This window comes from Limnobacter sp., from assembly GCF_036405155.1.
Taxonomy (GTDB): Bacteria; Pseudomonadota; Gammaproteobacteria; order Burkholderiales; family Burkholderiaceae_B; genus Limnobacter.
On the sequence record NZ_DASWYD010000001.1, the window covers coordinates 188,068 to 204,072 of the forward strand.

The window sequence follows — 16,005 nt, forward strand, 5'->3', positions numbered from 1 at the left end:
GCATGCCCGCACACAAACCCAAAATTGCCTTTATCACCACCACCATTCTTCAGGTGAAGTTTTTCCTGGTGCCGCATCTCAATGCCTTGGCCGAGCGGTACGACGTCACGCTCATCCTGAAGGAAGACTACCCAGAGATTCGCAACAGCCTGCCCCTCAAAACCAACATCCATTTCATCGATATCGAGCGAGCTGTGTCACCAGTCAAGGATTTAAAAGGCCTCTGGCAGTTGTATCGCTACCTGCGCAGCCAGCGTTTCGACATGGTCCACACGGTCAATCCCAAAGCCGGTCTTCTGGGCATACTGGCCGCATTTCTTGCGCGTGTGCCCATTCGTTTGCACACTTTTCAAGGCGAAATTTGGGCCAATAAAACAGGTGTGTGGCGGGCCATTCTGCGGTTCATGGACCGCTTGGTGGGTTGGTGCGCCACCGACCTCACCGTGGTCAGCCATTCCGAGCGGGATGTGCTGGTTCGCGAGGGCCTCATCTCTGCCCGCAAATCCACCGTGCTGGCCAATGGCTCCATCGGCGGCGTTGACATGGTGCGCTTTTCGCCCAAGCCCTCTGTTCGCCAAGCCCAACGTTCACAACTGGGTTTTGGCCCCCAGCACACGGTGTTTTTATACCTGGGCCGCTTGAATGTCGACAAGGGATTGCTGGAACTGGCCCAGGCTTTCAGCCAGGTGCATGCCCAACGGCCCACAGCCCGGTTGCTGCTGGTTGGGCTGGATGAAGAGCAAATCCTCGAGAAAATCCAGCCATGGTCTGCAACAATGGCGGATGCCTTGGTGTACCGCCCCTACACACCGGCACCCGAGGATATTCTTCAAGCCGCTGATGTGTTGGTGTTGCCCAGTCACAGGGAAGGTTTTGGGGTGGTCATTATCGAAGCCGCTGCTCTCGGTATTCCGTCGATTGGCAGTCGCATCTACGGCATTTCCGATGCCCTGGTCGACGGCCAAACCGGCTTGATGTTTGAAAAGGGCAACGCCGATGATTTGGCCAAAGCCATCACCACACTCATTGACCAACCGGAGCGTATGAAAGCATTTGGACACCAGGCCCGTTTGCGGGTGGAAGCCGAGTTCCAACAGTCGGTGGTGCTGGAAGCCTTTCTGGCCCACTACGCACGTTTGTTGAAACGGGTGCAGGCGTGATGGACTTTCTCCCGGTTTCGGCATTCATCCTCTCGATGGCGTGCACATGGCTGGTCCGTCACTACGCCCTGCGCCGGGGCGTGCTTGATCTGCCCAATCACCGCAGCTCGCATACCCAGCCCACGCCACGGGGCGGCGGCTTAGCGATTGTGCTGGCGTTTCTGCTGTGTGGCCTACCTTATGCAAACAACACCGGTGTTGGCGCCAACGCCGGGTGGTGGGCCCTGTATGCCGGGTTTTCAGCCATTGCGACTGTGGGGTACTGGGACGACCACCAGCCCCTGCCTGCACGCATTCGCTTCGTTGCACACCTGGCTGCAGCGCTGGTTTTGGTGTGGGTGCTACAACTGCCGGTACCACCCCAGCTTCAATGGGTGTTTAATCCGCAATTGGCTTTCGCCCAGGCAGGCTGGGCTCTGTTTCAGGTGCTGATGGTGGCCTGGCTGATCAACCTCACCAACTTCATGGACGGCATTGACGGCATTGCCGGTGTACAGGCATTCGGCGCCAGTATCGGGTTTGCTCTGTTGTGGTTGTGCGCGGAGTTGCCGTTACAAGCCGTTGTGCCAGTGCTGGTTTTTGCTGCCGCCGCGCTGGGGTTTCTGGTGTTTAATTTTCCGCCAGCCAAAATATTCATGGGCGACGTGGGCAGCGGCGCACTCGGTTTTGCGTTTGGTGGCTTTATTTTGCTGTATGCGCAGGTCGACCTGCATTGGGCCATGGCCTGGCTTATTTTGCTCGCCGTGTTCATTACAGATGCCACCGTTACACTGTTGGTGCGTGTCGCTCGCGGTAAAAATCCCGGTGAAGCGCACCGTTCCCACGCGTTCCAAATCGCTGCCCGCCGTTTCAAAGCCCACCGTCCCGTCACCTTGGCGGTGGCTGGTATTCTGGTGGCTTGGTTGTTGCCCGTGGCTGCGGTGTATGTATCCGGTCACTTGGCTGTTCACTGGGCACTGTTGCTGGCCTATGGCCCGTTGGTGGCGCTGGCAGTAACCCTGAAAGCAGGTCGACAGGATGATTAATAAAAAATGGGCCATCATCGCTTGGCCACGCTCCACCAAACAGCTGGTGCTCATCGCCTTTGATGTGCTCTGCCTATTGTTTTCAGTGTGGGCCGCCTACTCATTGCGCTTGGGGCAGGCCCTACAGCCCAACCACATCCAGTGGTTGCTCATTGCCGCTGCGCCCGTCATTGCTGTCCCGGTGTTTATTGCCAATGGTTTGTACCGTTCAGTCATTCGGTATGTGGGTGAAAAGGCCCTGTGGAGCGTCGTCAAATGCACCACGCAAGCCACCTTGCTGTGGAGCGCACTGGTCTTTTTCATGGACGTTCAACGTCTGGAAGCCGCACCCCGCTCGGTGCCCTTGTTTTACTGGCTCATCCTCAGTGCGCTCATCATTGCCTCCCGCTTTGGCGCACGCTGGCTGTTGTGGTTGCCCACCCGCCGCCAAATTTCCGACCGGCAGGTGCTCATTTATGGCGCCAACGAGGCCGCTGTACAGTTGGCCAATTCCCTCATGCAGGGGCGTGAGCTGTTTCCGGCCGGGTTTATCGACGACTCGCCCGAGCTGGTTCACAAGGACATCGCCGGCATTCGCGTTTACCCCAGCGCACGCATTCCGTTCCTGATCGACCACTACGAAATTCGCGATGCCATTGTCTGCCTGCCCGGTGGCAGTCATGCACTCAAACGGCAAGCGGTTCAATCACTCGAAGATCTTGGTTTAAAGGTGCGCATTCTGCCCGCATTGGCCGATATTGCTTCCGGCAAAAACCTGGTCAACCTAGTGCGTGAAGTGGACGTTGGCGACCTTCTGGGGCGCGACCCAGTGGCTGCAGACCCCGCCTTGCTGGGGCGCTGCATCCGCAACAAAGTGGTGTTGGTCACCGGGGCTGGCGGTAGCATTGGCAGCGAGTTGTGTCGGCAAATTGCCGCACTGTCGCCCAGTTGCCTGGTTATCCTCGATCACAGCGAGCCGGCGCTGTACCAGGTTCACCGAAAAATCGACGCTATGGGCGTGTGCACTGTTGTGCCCATCTTGGGCTCGGTCACCAATCCAACGCTGGTCAATTCTGTATTTGCACAACACAGCATACAAACCGTGTACCATGCAGCCGCCCACAAGCATGTTCCGCTGGTCGAGTCCAATGTGGCCGAAGGCGTGTACAACAATATTCACGGCACACGTTGCGTGGCGCAAGCTGCCAGGCAGCACGGCGTCGAAACATTCGTGCTCATCAGCACCGACAAAGCCGTCCGCCCTACCAACGTCATGGGTGCCACCAAGCGCTGGGCCGAATTGGCTGTCCAGCAGCAGCAGGATATGGCCCGTGCAGCCGGTCAAACTCAACCGCGGTTTTGTGCGGTCCGTTTCGGCAATGTGCTGGGCTCATCAGGCAGTGTGATTCCCCTGTTTCGTGAGCAAATTGCGCAGGGTGGGCCAGTCACGGTGACGCATCCTGACATCAATCGCTTTTTCATGAGCATTCACGAAGCCGTGGAGTTGGTGATTCAGGCTGGTAGCCTGGCCGACGGTGGCGAAGTGTTTTTGCTGGACATGGGCGAGAGCGTGAAAATTCTCGACCTGGCCCGCAACATGATCAAACTCGCTGGGCTGGAACCTGTTGACCCCACCACCGGAGAAGGCGATATTGCCATTGCATTTACGGGCTTGCGGCCCGGCGAAAAGTTGTACGAAGAACTGTTGATCGACCATGCCAATGCGCGTCAAACCGCACACCCCAAAATATTGTCGGCCTACGAGCCGTTGTTCGATGTGCAGGCATTTGACCAGGTACTGACAGAACTGAACACAGCGCTACAGCGACAGCAGGTCGACCAGGCGCGTCAACTGCTTCTGAAGGTGGCCTGCTCATGATGAATCGGATGAACTTTTTATCCCCACTGTTTTTGTCACTGGCCGCATTTTTTGTGTCCATCAAGCCAGCGCCCACCAACCTGTTTTTGTTGCTGGCTGTTGTAACGGCTATTGCGTTGCCCCAGCATCGTCAGGCACTGCGCGCTCACCTGGCTTCTGCGCCCGGTTTGGCGGCCATCGCGCTGTTTTTAGGGCTGTGCGCCACCCAGTTGTATTCCGCCAGTACCTGGGCGCAGGCTGATGAATACCTATGGAAATATGCGCGGCTGGCCTACATTCCTTTTGTGGCCGCAGCCATGCTTAACGCCCAGCACAAGCAGCAAGTGCTGTTGGCTTTCGTGGCGGGCATGTTGCTCACACTGGCGCTCAGCTTTGGCAATGCCTGGGTACCCGGTTTTTGCAACGCGCTGCACATTCGGGATTGTGGTCCCCCGGAAAACCCCTTCATTTTCAAGCAGCACATCACCCACGGTTTTTTCATGGCCTTGGCTGCAGGACTCATGGCGCACTGGGCCTATACCCAGCGTGGCACAGCCCGGGGCGTGGCGTGGGCTGTGTTGTCAGCGCTGGCTTTCTACAATGTGATGTTCATGATGGAAGGGCGCACCGCGTGGGTCATTGTGCTGGTGTTTGTGGCTGTGCTGTTGGCCCGCAAGCTGGGCTATGCACGTGCGGCTGCATTGGCTGTGTTGCTCGGGGTGCCGGTGTTGTGGTGGTTGGTCCGCCATGTAGACCACTTTCCCATGCTGGTCCAGGCGCTGGACGAATACCGTGAATGGCAGGCCACCGGTGTTGCACCAGGGCGCAGCGGCATGCGCCTCACTTACTACAGCCATGCAATTGCCGCCATGGTACAACACCCCTGGTTTGGTCACGGCTTGGGTGCTACGCGCGACGCTTTGAATCTGGCCCCGCTAGAGCCCAAAATTTACGCGCTCAACAACCCACACAACCAGTTCCTGTTGTTCGGTGTTCAAGCCGGTTTGGTCGGCCTGGCAGCCTATGCAGTGTTTTACGGCCTGCTGTTCAAAGCCACCAGTCAAACGCCCGCACTGGCGCTGCCAGGCCAGTGTTTTTTGCTGGCTTTTGCAGTGGGCAATTGCTTCAACTCGTTTCACTTCGATATGAGCGAGGCGGTGCTGTTTGTGATTGCCTGTGCAGTGTTCTGCTTTAGGAGTGCGCGTTCGTAAAGGTTGACCAAGACGCACCAGCAGCGTCTTTTTGACTGACCAAAGGCTCCCCCTGCAGCCCCCAGTCAATCGCCAGCACCGGGTCGTTCCACTTCAGCACCACCTCGTGTTCGGCGCTCCAGTAGTCCGTCACTTTGTACTGCACCAAGGTATTGTCTTCGCGGGCATAAAACCCGTGCGCAAAACCGGGGGGTAGCCACAGCAATTCTTTTCGAGCCCAGCTCAGTTCAAAAGCAGCCCATTGCCCAAAGCTGGGCGACTCGCGCCTTAAGTCAACGGCCACGGTGCGGGTGGCACCATTCACCACCTGAATCAGCTTTCCTTGCGCGCGCGGTGCTTTTTGAAAATGCAGGCCACGCAGCACGCCTCGGCGCGAAACGCTTTGGTTGTCCTGCACAAAACGCACCTCCAGTCCGGTCAATTCCGCAAAAGTTTGTGCATTGAACAGTTCACAAAAAAAACCGCGGTCGTCGGTGTGCACCGTTGGCACCAGCAGCAGGGCATCGCCCAGTTCACGTCGGGCAATCTTCATTTCAACACGCTGTTTTCAAGTAGGCCCAGCATGTACTTGCCATAGCCGCTTTTCGCAAAGGGTTTGGCCAGCGCTTCCAGTTGCGCATCATCAATCCATCCGTTGCGCCATGCCACTTCCTCCGGGCAGGCCACTTTCAGCCCTTGTCGCTTTTCCAGGGTCTGAATAAATTGCGACGCTTCAATCAGGCTGTCGTGTGTGCCGGTGTCCAACCAGGCATGGCCTCTCCCCAGAACTTGCACATTCAATTCCCCCCGGGCCATATACACCTTCATCAGATCAGTAATTTCAAGCTCACCGCGTGAGCTTGGCTTCAAACTGCGGGCAATCTCGGGGGCTTTTGCATCGCAAAAATACAAACCTGTCATGGCCAGCCTGCTGCGGGGGTGGTCCGGTTTTTCTTCAATGGTTACAGCTTTTCCATCAGCGTCCAGCTCCACCACACCATACCGTTCCGGGTCCTGCACGGGGTAAACAAAGCAGCTCGCACCACGGTGCAAATCCGCAGCATTCTTTAAATGAGCAGCCAGGTTGTGGCCATAAAAAATATTGTCGCCCAGTGCCATCACGCTGCTGCAACCGTCTAAAAACCGTTCGCCCAGCGTGTAGGCCTGTGGCAGCCCTTCAGGCGCAGTTTGAATGGCGTAGTCAAGGTGTAGTCCCCACCTGTAGCCGTCACCCAACAGTTGCTGAAAGCGTGGGGTGTCCTGTGGGGTGGAAATCACCAAAATGTCACGCAAGCCTGCCAGCATCAGCGTACTGAGTGGGTAATAAATCATTGGCTTGTCGTACACCGGCATCAGTTGCTTACTCACCGATAGGGTGGCTGGGTACAAACGGGTGCCGCTGCCACCAGCCAGTAAAATGCCTTTCATGGGTGCTTTGCCTGTCATGGTTGCAGTGCCAAATTGTTTGAAATGTTGTGTGTTTTTTGCTGAATTCTACCGACAATTTGACCTTTGAACCGGGTATACAAGCCCACGGGCTTTGGTGCTACACTGGCTGTCCGCTGTAACGTTGCAGGTTTGTTTCAGCGCCTTGCAAATGCCCAGTAGTAAATTTTTCAGTCTGTAAATAATAACTCTACGCAATACACAAGGGTATGGAAATCACTGTTCAATTTCTGCCGCTGGCTGGTTTGGGCCTACTGGGCGCCTTTTTCACAGCCGCCTTTCTGGCGGCCACCAAGCGTTGGCATGGCAAGCTCAGTCTCGACGGCTCCACCGGCGTACAAAAATTTCACACCACCCCAACCCCCCGCATTGGCGGCTTGGCATTGTTGGTGGGCTTGCTTATGGTGCACGCCAATGTGCCAAGCACTGCGCTGGGCAACAGCGTTTACCAAACACTCACCTTGCTGCTGGCTGCCGGCCTGCCGGCTTTTGGCATCGGCCTCATGGAAGATTTCACCAAGCGCGTGTCCGTCAAAATCCGCCTGTTGGCCACGGCGGCCAGTGGGCTGTTAGCCGCTTTGTTTTTGGGTGCGGCCATTCGCCAGGTGGATGTGCCGGGGCTCGATTTCCTTCTCACCTTCGCACCCTTTGCCCTGGTGTTCACGTCGTTCGCAGTGGCCGGCGTGTCCAACAGCATCAACATCATCGATGGCTTCAACGGCCTGGCCGGTGGTGTGGTGGTGCTTATTCTGGGCACCTTGAGCCTCATCGCGTATGAGGTGGCCGACCCCACGGTCATGGTGTTGTGCCTGCTGGGTGCTGGCGTGGTGCTGGGTTTTTTGCTGGTCAATTTCCCGCGCGGGTTTATTTTTCTGGGCGATGCAGGTGCCTACAGCCTGGGCTATTACGTGGCCATGATGGCGGTGCTGCTGGTGGCCCGCAACCCGGGCGAGGTCAGCCCCTGGGCCATGCTGCTGGCCTGTGGTTACCCGGTCATTGAAACCTTGTTCAGCATTTACCGCCGTGTATCCCGCCGCCGCCGGCACAACCCCGGCGCGCCCGATGCGTCTCACCTTCACAGCTTGGTGTACCGCCGGCTGGTGTCTCGCAAAATCATGCCTGGTGCCAAAGCCTGGAAGCGCAATGCAGCCACCTCCCCATTCATGTGGGCCTATGCGGCTGTGCCCATGCTGGGTGCCCTTACTTGGCCAGACAGCTTGTTGATGGTTATCGCCTGGCTGTTGCTCAGCTTCTCGGTGTACCAGCGTTTTTACAAGCGCATGGTGCGCGGCAGTGTATTTTTCCGCAGCAGGCAGGCCCATCAATCTGCACTGTCTGAAAGGCCCTAAGCCAACACGGCTGCCAATTGCCGTTATGCTGTTGGCAGCCCCAACAACCCTTGCGCGCATTGAATGCGGCTGCATTTCCAGTCAAGCCCATGTTGAAATTCAATTCCTGTTCCGTTCGTGTTGCTGCCCTGGCGGCGGTGCTTTCCGCTTGCATGCATGGTTTGCCAGCCATGGCCCAGCAAAACCAGTTGCCGTTTCCGTTCATGGACATGTCCCAACAAAACATGGGCGCTGCCGGGCAGGGCGGGGCAGGTACAAACAACACGGGCGAATATCCGCAGCAGGGCATGGACGCCAACCGCCTGCAGCGGGGTGGTGCAGTGGGCGCTAACGGTGGTTTAAGCGGTGGCCAGGCCAACAAGGCTGGCTTCAATGCGGCACCACCAGCGGCCATGGTCAAGCCCCTGCCAGAAAGGCCCATTGGCCCCTTCCAGCGCTTTGTGCAGGAAACCACCGGCCGCCTGTTCCCGTTGTTTGGCGAAGCCGTGCTGCAAAAAACGGTGGACCTGAACGACCTCAATACCCCGGTGTCGTCCGACTATGAAATTGGCGCAGGCGATGAACTCTTCATCAGCATTTGGGGTGCGGTGGATGTGTCCGTCACCGCCACGGTCGATCGGGATGGCCAAATCAACATTCCCTCGGTGGGCACCTTTCCAGTGGCTGGTGTAAAGGCCCGCAATTTGGACCAACATTTGTCCAACCAGGTGGGCAAGTATTTCCGCAACTTCAAGCTCAGCACCTCGCTGGGCAAGCTGGGTGGCGTAAATATTTACGTGGCAGGCCAAGCCTTGGCCCCGGGCATGCACCGCGTGGCCAGCACCAGTACGCTGGCCTCGGTGTTGTTTGGTGTTGCACAACCGGGCTTAAATGGCAGTTTTCGGGATGTGCAATTGCGCCGCGGTGGTGAAACCGTGGCCCGGTTCGACCTGTATGAACTGCTGCGCAATGGCCAGCTCAGCGGCGACCGCAAACTGCAGTCTGGCGATGTGGTGTATGTGGGGGCCACTGGCCCCCGCGTGGCCTTGAATGTGGAAGGCCCGGCCGCCGCCATTTTTGAACTCAAGCCCGGCGAAACCCTGCAGGATGTGTTGCAAATTTCGGGCGTTGACCAATCCTTCCTGCGGAAAGACCAAGTGTTGATTGAGGGCTTTAGCGCGCAAACCAACGCAGCAAACCCCCAGGCACCCCGCGCGGTTGAGCAACTGGCCTATGCCCGTGCGCTCACTGAAGCCAAGCTGAAAGATGGCGACATTGTTACCCTGTTTCAAAACCGCCGCGAGTTTTCCAACGACGTCACCCTGAAGGGCAACGTAGCTGATCCTGCCCGTTACCCGTACTTCGAGGGTATGCGCATTGCCGACCTCATACCAAACAACGATGCGCTTATTCGACCTGACTATTTCAAAAAGAAAGGCGCCTTGGTGGGCTACGACAAAGAGCAGGCCGACAGGGCTGTAACCACCGACAAGCGGCTGAGCAAAACCCTAACAAAAGCCGAATTGCAGCGCATTGAAGACCGCTTGGGCCAGGATAGTGACAAACTTGAAGCCACCGAGGATTCTGTTCGTAACCTGTTGCCCTCCATCAATTGGGACTATGCGGTGATTGAGCGGCTGGACCGCAAAGAGTTAAAGCCGGTGCTGGTGCCCTTCAACCTGCGAAAGGCCATGGCCAAAGACCCGGAACACAACCTGGCCTTGCAACCCGGCGATGTGGTCACCATTTTCAGTGTGGAAGATGCCGACATTCCCAAAACCCGCAAAACCGCGCTCATCAAGGTGACGGGTGAAGTATCAGCCCCCGGTTATTACCAGGTTGCACCTGGCGAAACCCTGCGCGATGTGTTGGTGAAAGCCGGTGGGCTCACTGAAAACGCTTTTGTGTTTGGCACCAAGGTCACGCGAAAATCCATCTTGAAGCAGCAGCAGGAGCAATTCCAAAAGGCGCTGGACCAAGCCGAGCGCCTGTTGCTGGCAGCCACCAATAAAAATGCTGCGTCGGCATTGAACCCCGCCGAAGCAGCCAATGTGCAGGCCCAGGCTGTGCAGCAGCGTGCTTACCTGGACCGCTTGCGCGGCACCAAGCCCGATGGCCGGGTGGTGGTGACAGTGCAGCCGGATGCCACCCGCATTGCCGAGTTGCCACCATTAGTGTTGGAAGACGGCGACACGGTGGCCGTGCCGGCCGTGCCCGGGCAAGTGGGCATTTATGGCTCGGTGTACACGCAAGGTGCATTTGCCTATCAAAAAGGCAAAACCGTGTTTGATTATTTGAACCTGGCTGGCGGTGCCGCCAAAAGTTCCGACACCGGTTCGATTTTTGTGCTGCGCGCCAACGGCACGGTGGAAAGCGCCCAGCAAGGCTGGATTCCCTTTGTGAGCGGGCTGACTGGCGAGAAGGCCTTGCCGGGTGATGTGATCTATGTGCCGGAAGACTTCGAGCGGGTGTCGTTCATGAAAGGCTTGCTGGACATTTCCCAAATTTTCTACCAGGTGGGCTTGGGCGCGGCAGCGGTCAACGCACTGCAAAAATAAGGGGGCGCAGCATGAACAACCTCATTCAAACAACCGACGTGTATGAAGACGATGAAATCAGCCTATTGGAACTGGGCACCACCCTGGGCCAGGAAAAAAAGCTGATTTTTGGCTTGCCCGCCATTGCGGGTGCCGTGGCCGTGGTGGTTAGCCTGTTGCTAACGCCGGTGTTTACCGCCAAAACCACCTTGATTCCACCCCAACAGGGTGGCGGTGGGGCCGCTGCGGCTGCTTTGGCTTCACTGGGCGGGTTGGCTGGCCTAGCGGGTGTTGGTGCACCGGGCGGCAGTGGCGAAACGGTGGTCAGCATGCTGAAAAGCCGCAGCGCGAAAGACATGATCATCGACCAATTCGACTTGCTGAAGCGTTACGAGGCCAAATATCGTGAAGACGTGTATTTGAGGCTGGATAACCTGGTTCGCGTGAATTCCGATAAAAAAAGCAATGTCATCACCATTGAAGTGGATGATGAAGACCCGAAATTTGCAGCCGATATGGCCAATGCCTACTACCAGGTGCTGAAAAAGTTGATGACCCGCGTGGCCGTTACCGAAGCCCAGCAGCGCCGCCTGTATTTCGAAGGTCAATTTCAAAAGGCCAAGCAGGATTTGTCCGAGGCCGAGGTCAAGCTGAAGGAAGTTTCAGAAAAAACCGGGCTGGTGGAGCTAAAAGCCCAGGCGGAGGCCTCGATTCAGGCGGTGGCCCGCTTAAAAGCCGAAATTGCCCAGCGCGAGGTTCAATTGGGGGCCATGCGCACCTTTGCCACCCAGCAAAACAGCGATTACCAACGCGTGCAGGCCGAGTTGGTCGGCCTAAAAGCTGAGTTGGCCAAAATGGAAGCCCGGGGTGGCGGCAAAAATGGAAGTGCCGATATTGGCCTGCTGAATGCTGGCAACTTGCCCAGCCAAGGCTTGGCCTATGTGCGCGCCCTGCGTGAAGTCAAGTATCAAGAGGCCATTTTTGAAATTATGGCCAAGCAGTACGAGTTGGCCAAGGCTGATGAAGCGAAAGACGGCGGCAATGTACAGCAGCTGGATGTGGCCACTCCGCCGGAACGAAAAAGCAAGCCCAAACGGGCGCTTATTGTGTTTGGTGCGGTTTTGGGTGCTGGCTTTTTGGCGGTGTTGCTTGCCTTCTTGAAAGGTGCTTTGCGCAATGCGCAAAGCACGGATGAAGCCCGTCAGCGCTGGCAGCAGTTTAGGCAGGCCTGGCGTTTCAAATAAATGTCACCACCCGGGTTGTTGTGGGGTGTTGTGGTGTAACCCCAATGTGGTACCCCGTTGTTTTGCCAAAAGGCTGTTTTTGCTGTAACTTCATCAAACGCGCGTTTATAACCTTTTACGTAAGAGGACATTCCAAATGAAAAAATTGATGGTGACTGCGGCCCTGTTGGCCATGACCAGCGTTGCTTTTGCTCAATCTGCCACTGGCGTTGAGGCCAGCGGTGGTGCTGCAGGGGGTGGTGGTGCTGCAGGTGGTGTTGGCGGCGTTGGCACTGCCGGCAGCGCAGCGGGTGCCGGCATTGGTGCTGGCGTGGCCGGTGGCGCCGCCGTGGGTGGCTTGAGCGCCGCTGCCGTGGCTGGTATCGCGGTGGGTGTTGCTGCCGCTGTGGCCGTAACCAACAACAACGACAATGCCACTGCAACTTCCACGGCCACTTCGACCAGCAACTAATTGGTTTCGAAGCAAGCGAAGGCCCCGCAAGGGGCCTTTTTTATTAGGTGTATCTTGGGGTGGTTTGTGCGGTTCGTTTTTCTCGGTTTGATTTTGTTGATCACCGCATGCAGCACAGTTGGTGGCGCCGCGTTTGATGTTGCTCAGGCCTATTACCAGTCCACCACAGCACCCAGCTACCGCACTGTTTCCCTCAACCCCACCTATCGGTATTTGGAAGTACAAACCGGCACAGCTTCTGCCCTGTTGGTGTTGGCCGAGGTAGATCCTTCCCCGGGTAGTGGCCAATTTCTGGAAACTTGGGCCAGTGCCCAGCAACAGGTGCTGCGTACCCAGTCGGGTTTTTTCATGGGGGCCAGCGGTATTGCGCAATTGCCCACCCAAATACAAACCACTTGGGTGAACAACACGGCCAGCAGTGCTGCTTTCAGTTTTCCCCCGCAAGGTGTGCATGGCTTGCCCATTCAATGGAAACCGTGGCCCAGCCGCCCGGTGGTTGTTGCTGACACGCCGCTTTACAAACGCGCCCAACAAGTGGCTGGTTTGCAGGTCCAAGCTTGGCAAGGTTTTGCAGAGCAGCCACAGGCGGTTGGCAATACCCGCATTCAAAGCCTATTACCGCTCACTCAAATTGTGGCCACCGACCCCACCACTGGCCAGTTGGTTTACGGTCAATTCTGCATGGCCAACAACACGTGCGTGGAATATTTGCTGCGCACCGCCCAACGCAATCTTTAAACCGTTATGTCCATCTTCCCCAAGCATCGCCTTTCTTCCATACAGCCGCGCTTGTTAACCCTGCTGGTAGGCGCTTTGTGGGCAGGTCACGCACAGGCCAATGACGCAACTGCACCAGTGGGCTCAACCAGTGAGCCCATTGTCTCCGCATCATCCAATATTCAAGCCGGTGAACGGTTGTCGGTTTTTCTTCGCCGCAATCAGTTGGTTCCCGGTTTGGCTGAAACCAACGGGGTTTACTTACCCGCCACCCTGCTCAATCGGCAGGCCTTGGTTCAGGCCCAGGCGTTGCAAAAAACACAACTTATCACCAACTTAACGCTGGCCAGCGCCCCGCCAGCGTTGCTGCAATGGGTACATGGCTTGCCGGTGACGGGTCGTTTGGTGCTGAAGTCGGTGGATGCTGATGAACTGGCCCTCAAACCGAATTGGGACCCACGGTTACAGCCGGGCGATGCAGTCCAAACCATGGAACCCACCGGGGTAGTGGGTGTGGTGTCCAACCGTGGTTACTGCGCCGTTGCATACCAGCCGGGTGTTGAAGCAACCCAGTATGTTCAAGCATGCCAGGCAGACCATGCTGTTGACCAAGTGTGGTTGGTGCAGCCCACTGGGCAGGTGATCCCCCTGTCTGTGGGTTTGTGGAATGCCCGCCAACAAACCGTGCCCATGCCGGGTGCCTGGGTATTGGCAGTGCCACGCACGGGTGTAGTTAGTGCACCATTGGCCCAGCAAGTGGCTGAGTTCATGGCCACACAGGGCCAAGCGCCAGCGGTGGGGGGGGGGCGTGCATTGTCTGCACAGGCTCAAGCGGTAAGCCCGCTACGCGATTTACCCATTAGTAGTAGCAGTTGGGGTTGGGTGGGCTTGCTGCAAACCCCCACAGCCCGCATGCGGCCGGCTGGCAGTGCCAGCATCACAGCCAGCCGAGTTGAGCCCTACAGCCGGTACAGCTTTATATTGCAGCCCTTCGATTGGCTGGAGGGTGGGTTCCGCTACACCAAAATTACCAACCGCCTGTTTGGCCCGCAAAGCTTCAGCGGTAACCAAAAGTACCTGGATAAAAATATTGATATCAAGCTGCGCTTGATGGAGGAAACGGCTAACCTGCCGCAGGTGGCGGTTGGTTTAAATGACATCGGCGGCACAGCATTGTTTTCCAGCGAATACCTGGTGGCCAACAAACGGTTTGGTGACTTTGATGCATCGCTGGGTTTAGCCTGGGGGTATTTGGGTTCGTCGGGCAGTTTGCGCAACCCCCTGGGGTTGTTGGCCAATCAATTTGATACACGCCCTGCCGTAAACTTTGGGCAAGGTGGACAGCTCAGTGCCAAAACCTATTTCCGTGGCCGTGTTGCACCATTTGGCGGCGTGCAGTGGCACACCCCGTGGGACAACTTTACCGTCAAGCTGGAATACGACGGCAACGACTACAAAAACGAACCCTTGTCCAACCCACAAACCCAAACCAGCCGGTTTAACTATGGGGTGGTGTACAAGGCCTCCAACTCGGTGAATTGGCATGTGGGGGTTGAGCGGGGCAACACCCTCAGTGTGGCCATCAGCCTGTTTGAAAACCTCAGTACCTTCAGCACCGCCAAGCTGAGCGACCCCAAGCCCTTGCCTGTAAGCACCACGCCACGCCCCAACACGGTGGACTGGAAGCAAACCCTTCAAACCCTGCAGCAGCAAACAGACCTGAATGTGAATAAGGTCGAGCAGCGGGGCAGCGAGGTGAAGTTGAATGTACGCAACGGCCGCGCTGCGTATTACAACCAAACGGTGGAGCGTGCCGCTGAGGTATTGCACCAAGATTTACCCGCCGACATCAAGTGGTTTACGCTGGACTACGAGCGTAATGGTGTGGACATGGGGCAGCATGTGGTTGACCGCAACAAGTTTGTTGCCCGCCGCACCGAATATGAATTGGAAACCGCCAACGGTGAACAACCTGACCAAACCGCGATAGAGGGCTATAACTTGCCCTACAAAACCCTGTACGAAAAGCCCAACGAGCGTTTCAAAAACACTTTTTCTTTGGGCTACCGCCAAATCCTGGGTGGGGCTGACGGGTATTTGTACCAGTTCTCGTTGGCCAACGACACGCGACTAAATTTCACCGACAGCACTTGGCTGGATGCACGGCTAAGCTACCGCCTGTTGGACAACTTTGCCAAGTTCAAGCAGGTGGGGGCCAGTGCCTTGCCACAGGTGCGCACCAACCTGCGGGAATATGCAATTACCTCCAACTTCACCATTCCCAACTTCACCTTAAAGCACATGGGTAGCCTGGGCAACGGCCATTTTTATGGCTTGTATGGCGGCTTGCTGGAAGACATGTTTGCTGGTGCGGGTGCTGAATACTTGTACCGCCCATTTGGCAGCCCCTTGGCAGTTGGCGTGGATGTTAACCGCGTGCGGCAGCGTGCGTTTGAGCAAAACTTTAAGCTCCAGCCATACCAAGTGAACACAGGGCATGTAACCGCGTATTGGGACACCGGCTATGAAGGCCTGTTTGCAACAGTGAGTGCAGGGCAGTACCTGGCCGGTGACAAGGGCGTCACGGTGGATTTGTCACGGGAGTTTAACAACGGTGTCCGCATGGGTGCATTCGCCACACGAACGAACGTGAGCGCAGCTGATTTCGGTGAGGGAAGTTTTGACAAGGGAATTTACGTGACCATTCCATTCAGTGCTTTTTTCACGAAGAGCATACCGGGCAATGCGAACTTCTTGTGGCGCCCACTGACACGCGATGGTGGGGCGAAGTTGGAGCGTGGATTTAGTTTGTACAGCGAAACGTCAGTAAGAAATCCTAAAACGTTGAATTACCTAGAGCATCGAAACTGGTAGATCACTGGCGACTGTCTCACGAAATATTCGGCGGATGTAAGCTACTAATCAGTAGCTTAAATTTTGCGAAAATCGCTGGGTGAACTTGTCCTCTAAATGGCAGTACCGGAGGAATTCATTAAACTCGAAGCTAGCAATGCGTCTATGTTTACAACTATGAGTTCAGATGGCAAGCCCTAGCGGATTGCTTGGAACT

The 16,005-nt window shown here is 56.6% G+C and carries 12 protein-coding genes; 10 read left to right on the top strand and 2 right to left on the bottom strand.

The features are described 5' to 3' along the window. Window positions 1–2: 2 nt before the first annotated feature. The 4 genes from VGE55_RS00905 to VGE55_RS00920 are packed head-to-tail and all read left to right on the top strand — an operon-like array spanning window position 3 to window position 5,233. Window positions 3–1,160 (top strand): glycosyltransferase family 4 protein, encoded by a 1,158-nt coding sequence (locus VGE55_RS00905; protein WP_331129860.1) that lies wholly within the window; start codon window positions 3–5, stop codon window positions 1,158–1,160. Continuing rightward, on the top strand, window positions 1,160–2,185 hold the full coding sequence (locus tag VGE55_RS00910; RefSeq protein ID WP_331130109.1) for a glycosyltransferase family 4 protein: 1,026 nt from the start codon (window positions 1,160–1,162) through the stop codon (window positions 2,183–2,185). The genes VGE55_RS00905 and VGE55_RS00910 overlap by 1 nt, the downstream gene beginning before the upstream one ends. After that, on the top strand, window positions 2,178–4,043 hold the full coding sequence (locus VGE55_RS00915) for a nucleoside-diphosphate sugar epimerase/dehydratase (RefSeq protein ID WP_331129861.1): 1,866 nt from the start codon (window positions 2,178–2,180) through the stop codon (window positions 4,041–4,043). Before VGE55_RS00910 ends, VGE55_RS00915 begins: the two co-directional genes overlap by 8 nt. Beyond that, window positions 4,040–5,233, top strand: a complete 1,194-nt coding sequence (locus tag VGE55_RS00920) for an O-antigen ligase family protein (protein WP_331129862.1) — start codon at window positions 4,040–4,042, stop codon at window positions 5,231–5,233. The genes VGE55_RS00915 and VGE55_RS00920 overlap by 4 nt, the downstream gene beginning before the upstream one ends. Here VGE55_RS00920 and rfbC read toward each other — a convergent pair. Beyond that, entirely contained in the window at window positions 5,214–5,765 is a 552-nt protein-coding gene (gene rfbC / locus VGE55_RS00925) for a dTDP-4-dehydrorhamnose 3,5-epimerase (protein ID WP_331129863.1), read from the bottom strand. The two genes, VGE55_RS00920 and rfbC, sit on opposite strands and share 20 nt — an antisense overlap. Next, complete coding sequence (gene rfbA / locus VGE55_RS00930) at window positions 5,762–6,658, bottom strand: glucose-1-phosphate thymidylyltransferase RfbA (RefSeq protein WP_331129864.1); 897 nt, start codon at window positions 6,656–6,658, stop codon at window positions 5,762–5,764. Before rfbA ends, rfbC begins: the two co-directional genes overlap by 4 nt. 209 nt (window positions 6,659–6,867) lie before the next feature. Between rfbA and VGE55_RS00935 the strand changes: the two genes are divergently transcribed. The 6 genes from VGE55_RS00935 to VGE55_RS00960 all read left to right on the top strand — a co-directional run bounded on the left by VGE55_RS00935 (window position 6,868) and on the right by VGE55_RS00960 (window position 15,809). Further along, on the top strand, window positions 6,868–8,007 hold the full coding sequence (locus VGE55_RS00935; RefSeq protein WP_331129865.1) for a glycosyltransferase: 1,140 nt from the start codon (window positions 6,868–6,870) through the stop codon (window positions 8,005–8,007). Between the two features lie 50 nt (window positions 8,008–8,057). Beyond that, on the top strand, window positions 8,058–10,544 hold the full coding sequence (locus tag VGE55_RS00940) for an SLBB domain-containing protein (RefSeq protein WP_331129866.1): 2,487 nt from the start codon (window positions 8,058–8,060) through the stop codon (window positions 10,542–10,544). Window positions 10,545–10,555: 11 nt separating this feature from the next. After that, on the top strand, window positions 10,556–11,767 hold the full coding sequence (locus VGE55_RS00945) for a GumC family protein (protein WP_331129867.1): 1,212 nt from the start codon (window positions 10,556–10,558) through the stop codon (window positions 11,765–11,767). 136 nt (window positions 11,768–11,903) lie between these two features. Beyond that, window positions 11,904–12,218 carry a hypothetical protein gene (locus tag VGE55_RS00950; RefSeq protein ID WP_331129868.1) on the top strand — a complete coding sequence of 105 codons (315 nt, stop codon included), beginning with the start codon at window positions 11,904–11,906 and terminating at the stop codon, window positions 12,216–12,218. A gap of 66 nt (window positions 12,219–12,284) precedes the next feature. Continuing rightward, window positions 12,285–12,956, top strand: coding sequence for a hypothetical protein (locus tag VGE55_RS00955; protein WP_331129869.1), 672 nt, complete (start codon window positions 12,285–12,287; stop codon window positions 12,954–12,956). Between the two features lie 6 nt (window positions 12,957–12,962). Beyond that, window positions 12,963–15,809: a YjbH domain-containing protein gene (locus tag VGE55_RS00960; RefSeq protein ID WP_331129870.1), complete on the top strand. Its 2,847-nt coding sequence runs from the start codon at window positions 12,963–12,965 to the stop codon at window positions 15,807–15,809. The last annotated feature ends 196 nt before the right edge of the window (window positions 15,810–16,005 follow it).

What these genes read in the sequence shown, in the direction of transcription:
- VGE55_RS00910 (WP_331130109.1), top strand. Translation starts at nt 1,160, where the DNA reads ATGGACTTTCTCCCGGTTTCGGCATTCATCCTCTCGATGGCGTGCACA.
- VGE55_RS00960 (WP_331129870.1), top strand. Translation starts at nt 12,963, where the DNA reads ATGTCCATCTTCCCCAAGCATCGCCTTTCTTCCATACAGCCGCGCTTG.
- VGE55_RS00935 (WP_331129865.1), top strand. Translation starts at nt 6,868, where the DNA reads ATGGAAATCACTGTTCAATTTCTGCCGCTGGCTGGTTTGGGCCTACTG.
- VGE55_RS00950 (WP_331129868.1), top strand. Translation starts at nt 11,904, where the DNA reads ATGAAAAAATTGATGGTGACTGCGGCCCTGTTGGCCATGACCAGCGTT.
- VGE55_RS00920 (WP_331129862.1), top strand. Translation starts at nt 4,040, where the DNA reads ATGATGAATCGGATGAACTTTTTATCCCCACTGTTTTTGTCACTGGCC.
- rfbA (WP_331129864.1), bottom strand. Translation starts at nt 6,658, where the DNA reads ATGACAGGCAAAGCACCCATGAAAGGCATTTTACTGGCTGGTGGCAGC.
- VGE55_RS00915 (WP_331129861.1), top strand. Translation starts at nt 2,178, where the DNA reads ATGATTAATAAAAAATGGGCCATCATCGCTTGGCCACGCTCCACCAAA.
- VGE55_RS00945 (WP_331129867.1), top strand. Translation starts at nt 10,556, where the DNA reads ATGAACAACCTCATTCAAACAACCGACGTGTATGAAGACGATGAAATC.
- VGE55_RS00905 (WP_331129860.1), top strand. Translation starts at nt 3, where the DNA reads ATGCCCGCACACAAACCCAAAATTGCCTTTATCACCACCACCATTCTT.
- rfbC (WP_331129863.1), bottom strand. Translation starts at nt 5,765, where the DNA reads ATGAAGATTGCCCGACGTGAACTGGGCGATGCCCTGCTGCTGGTGCCA.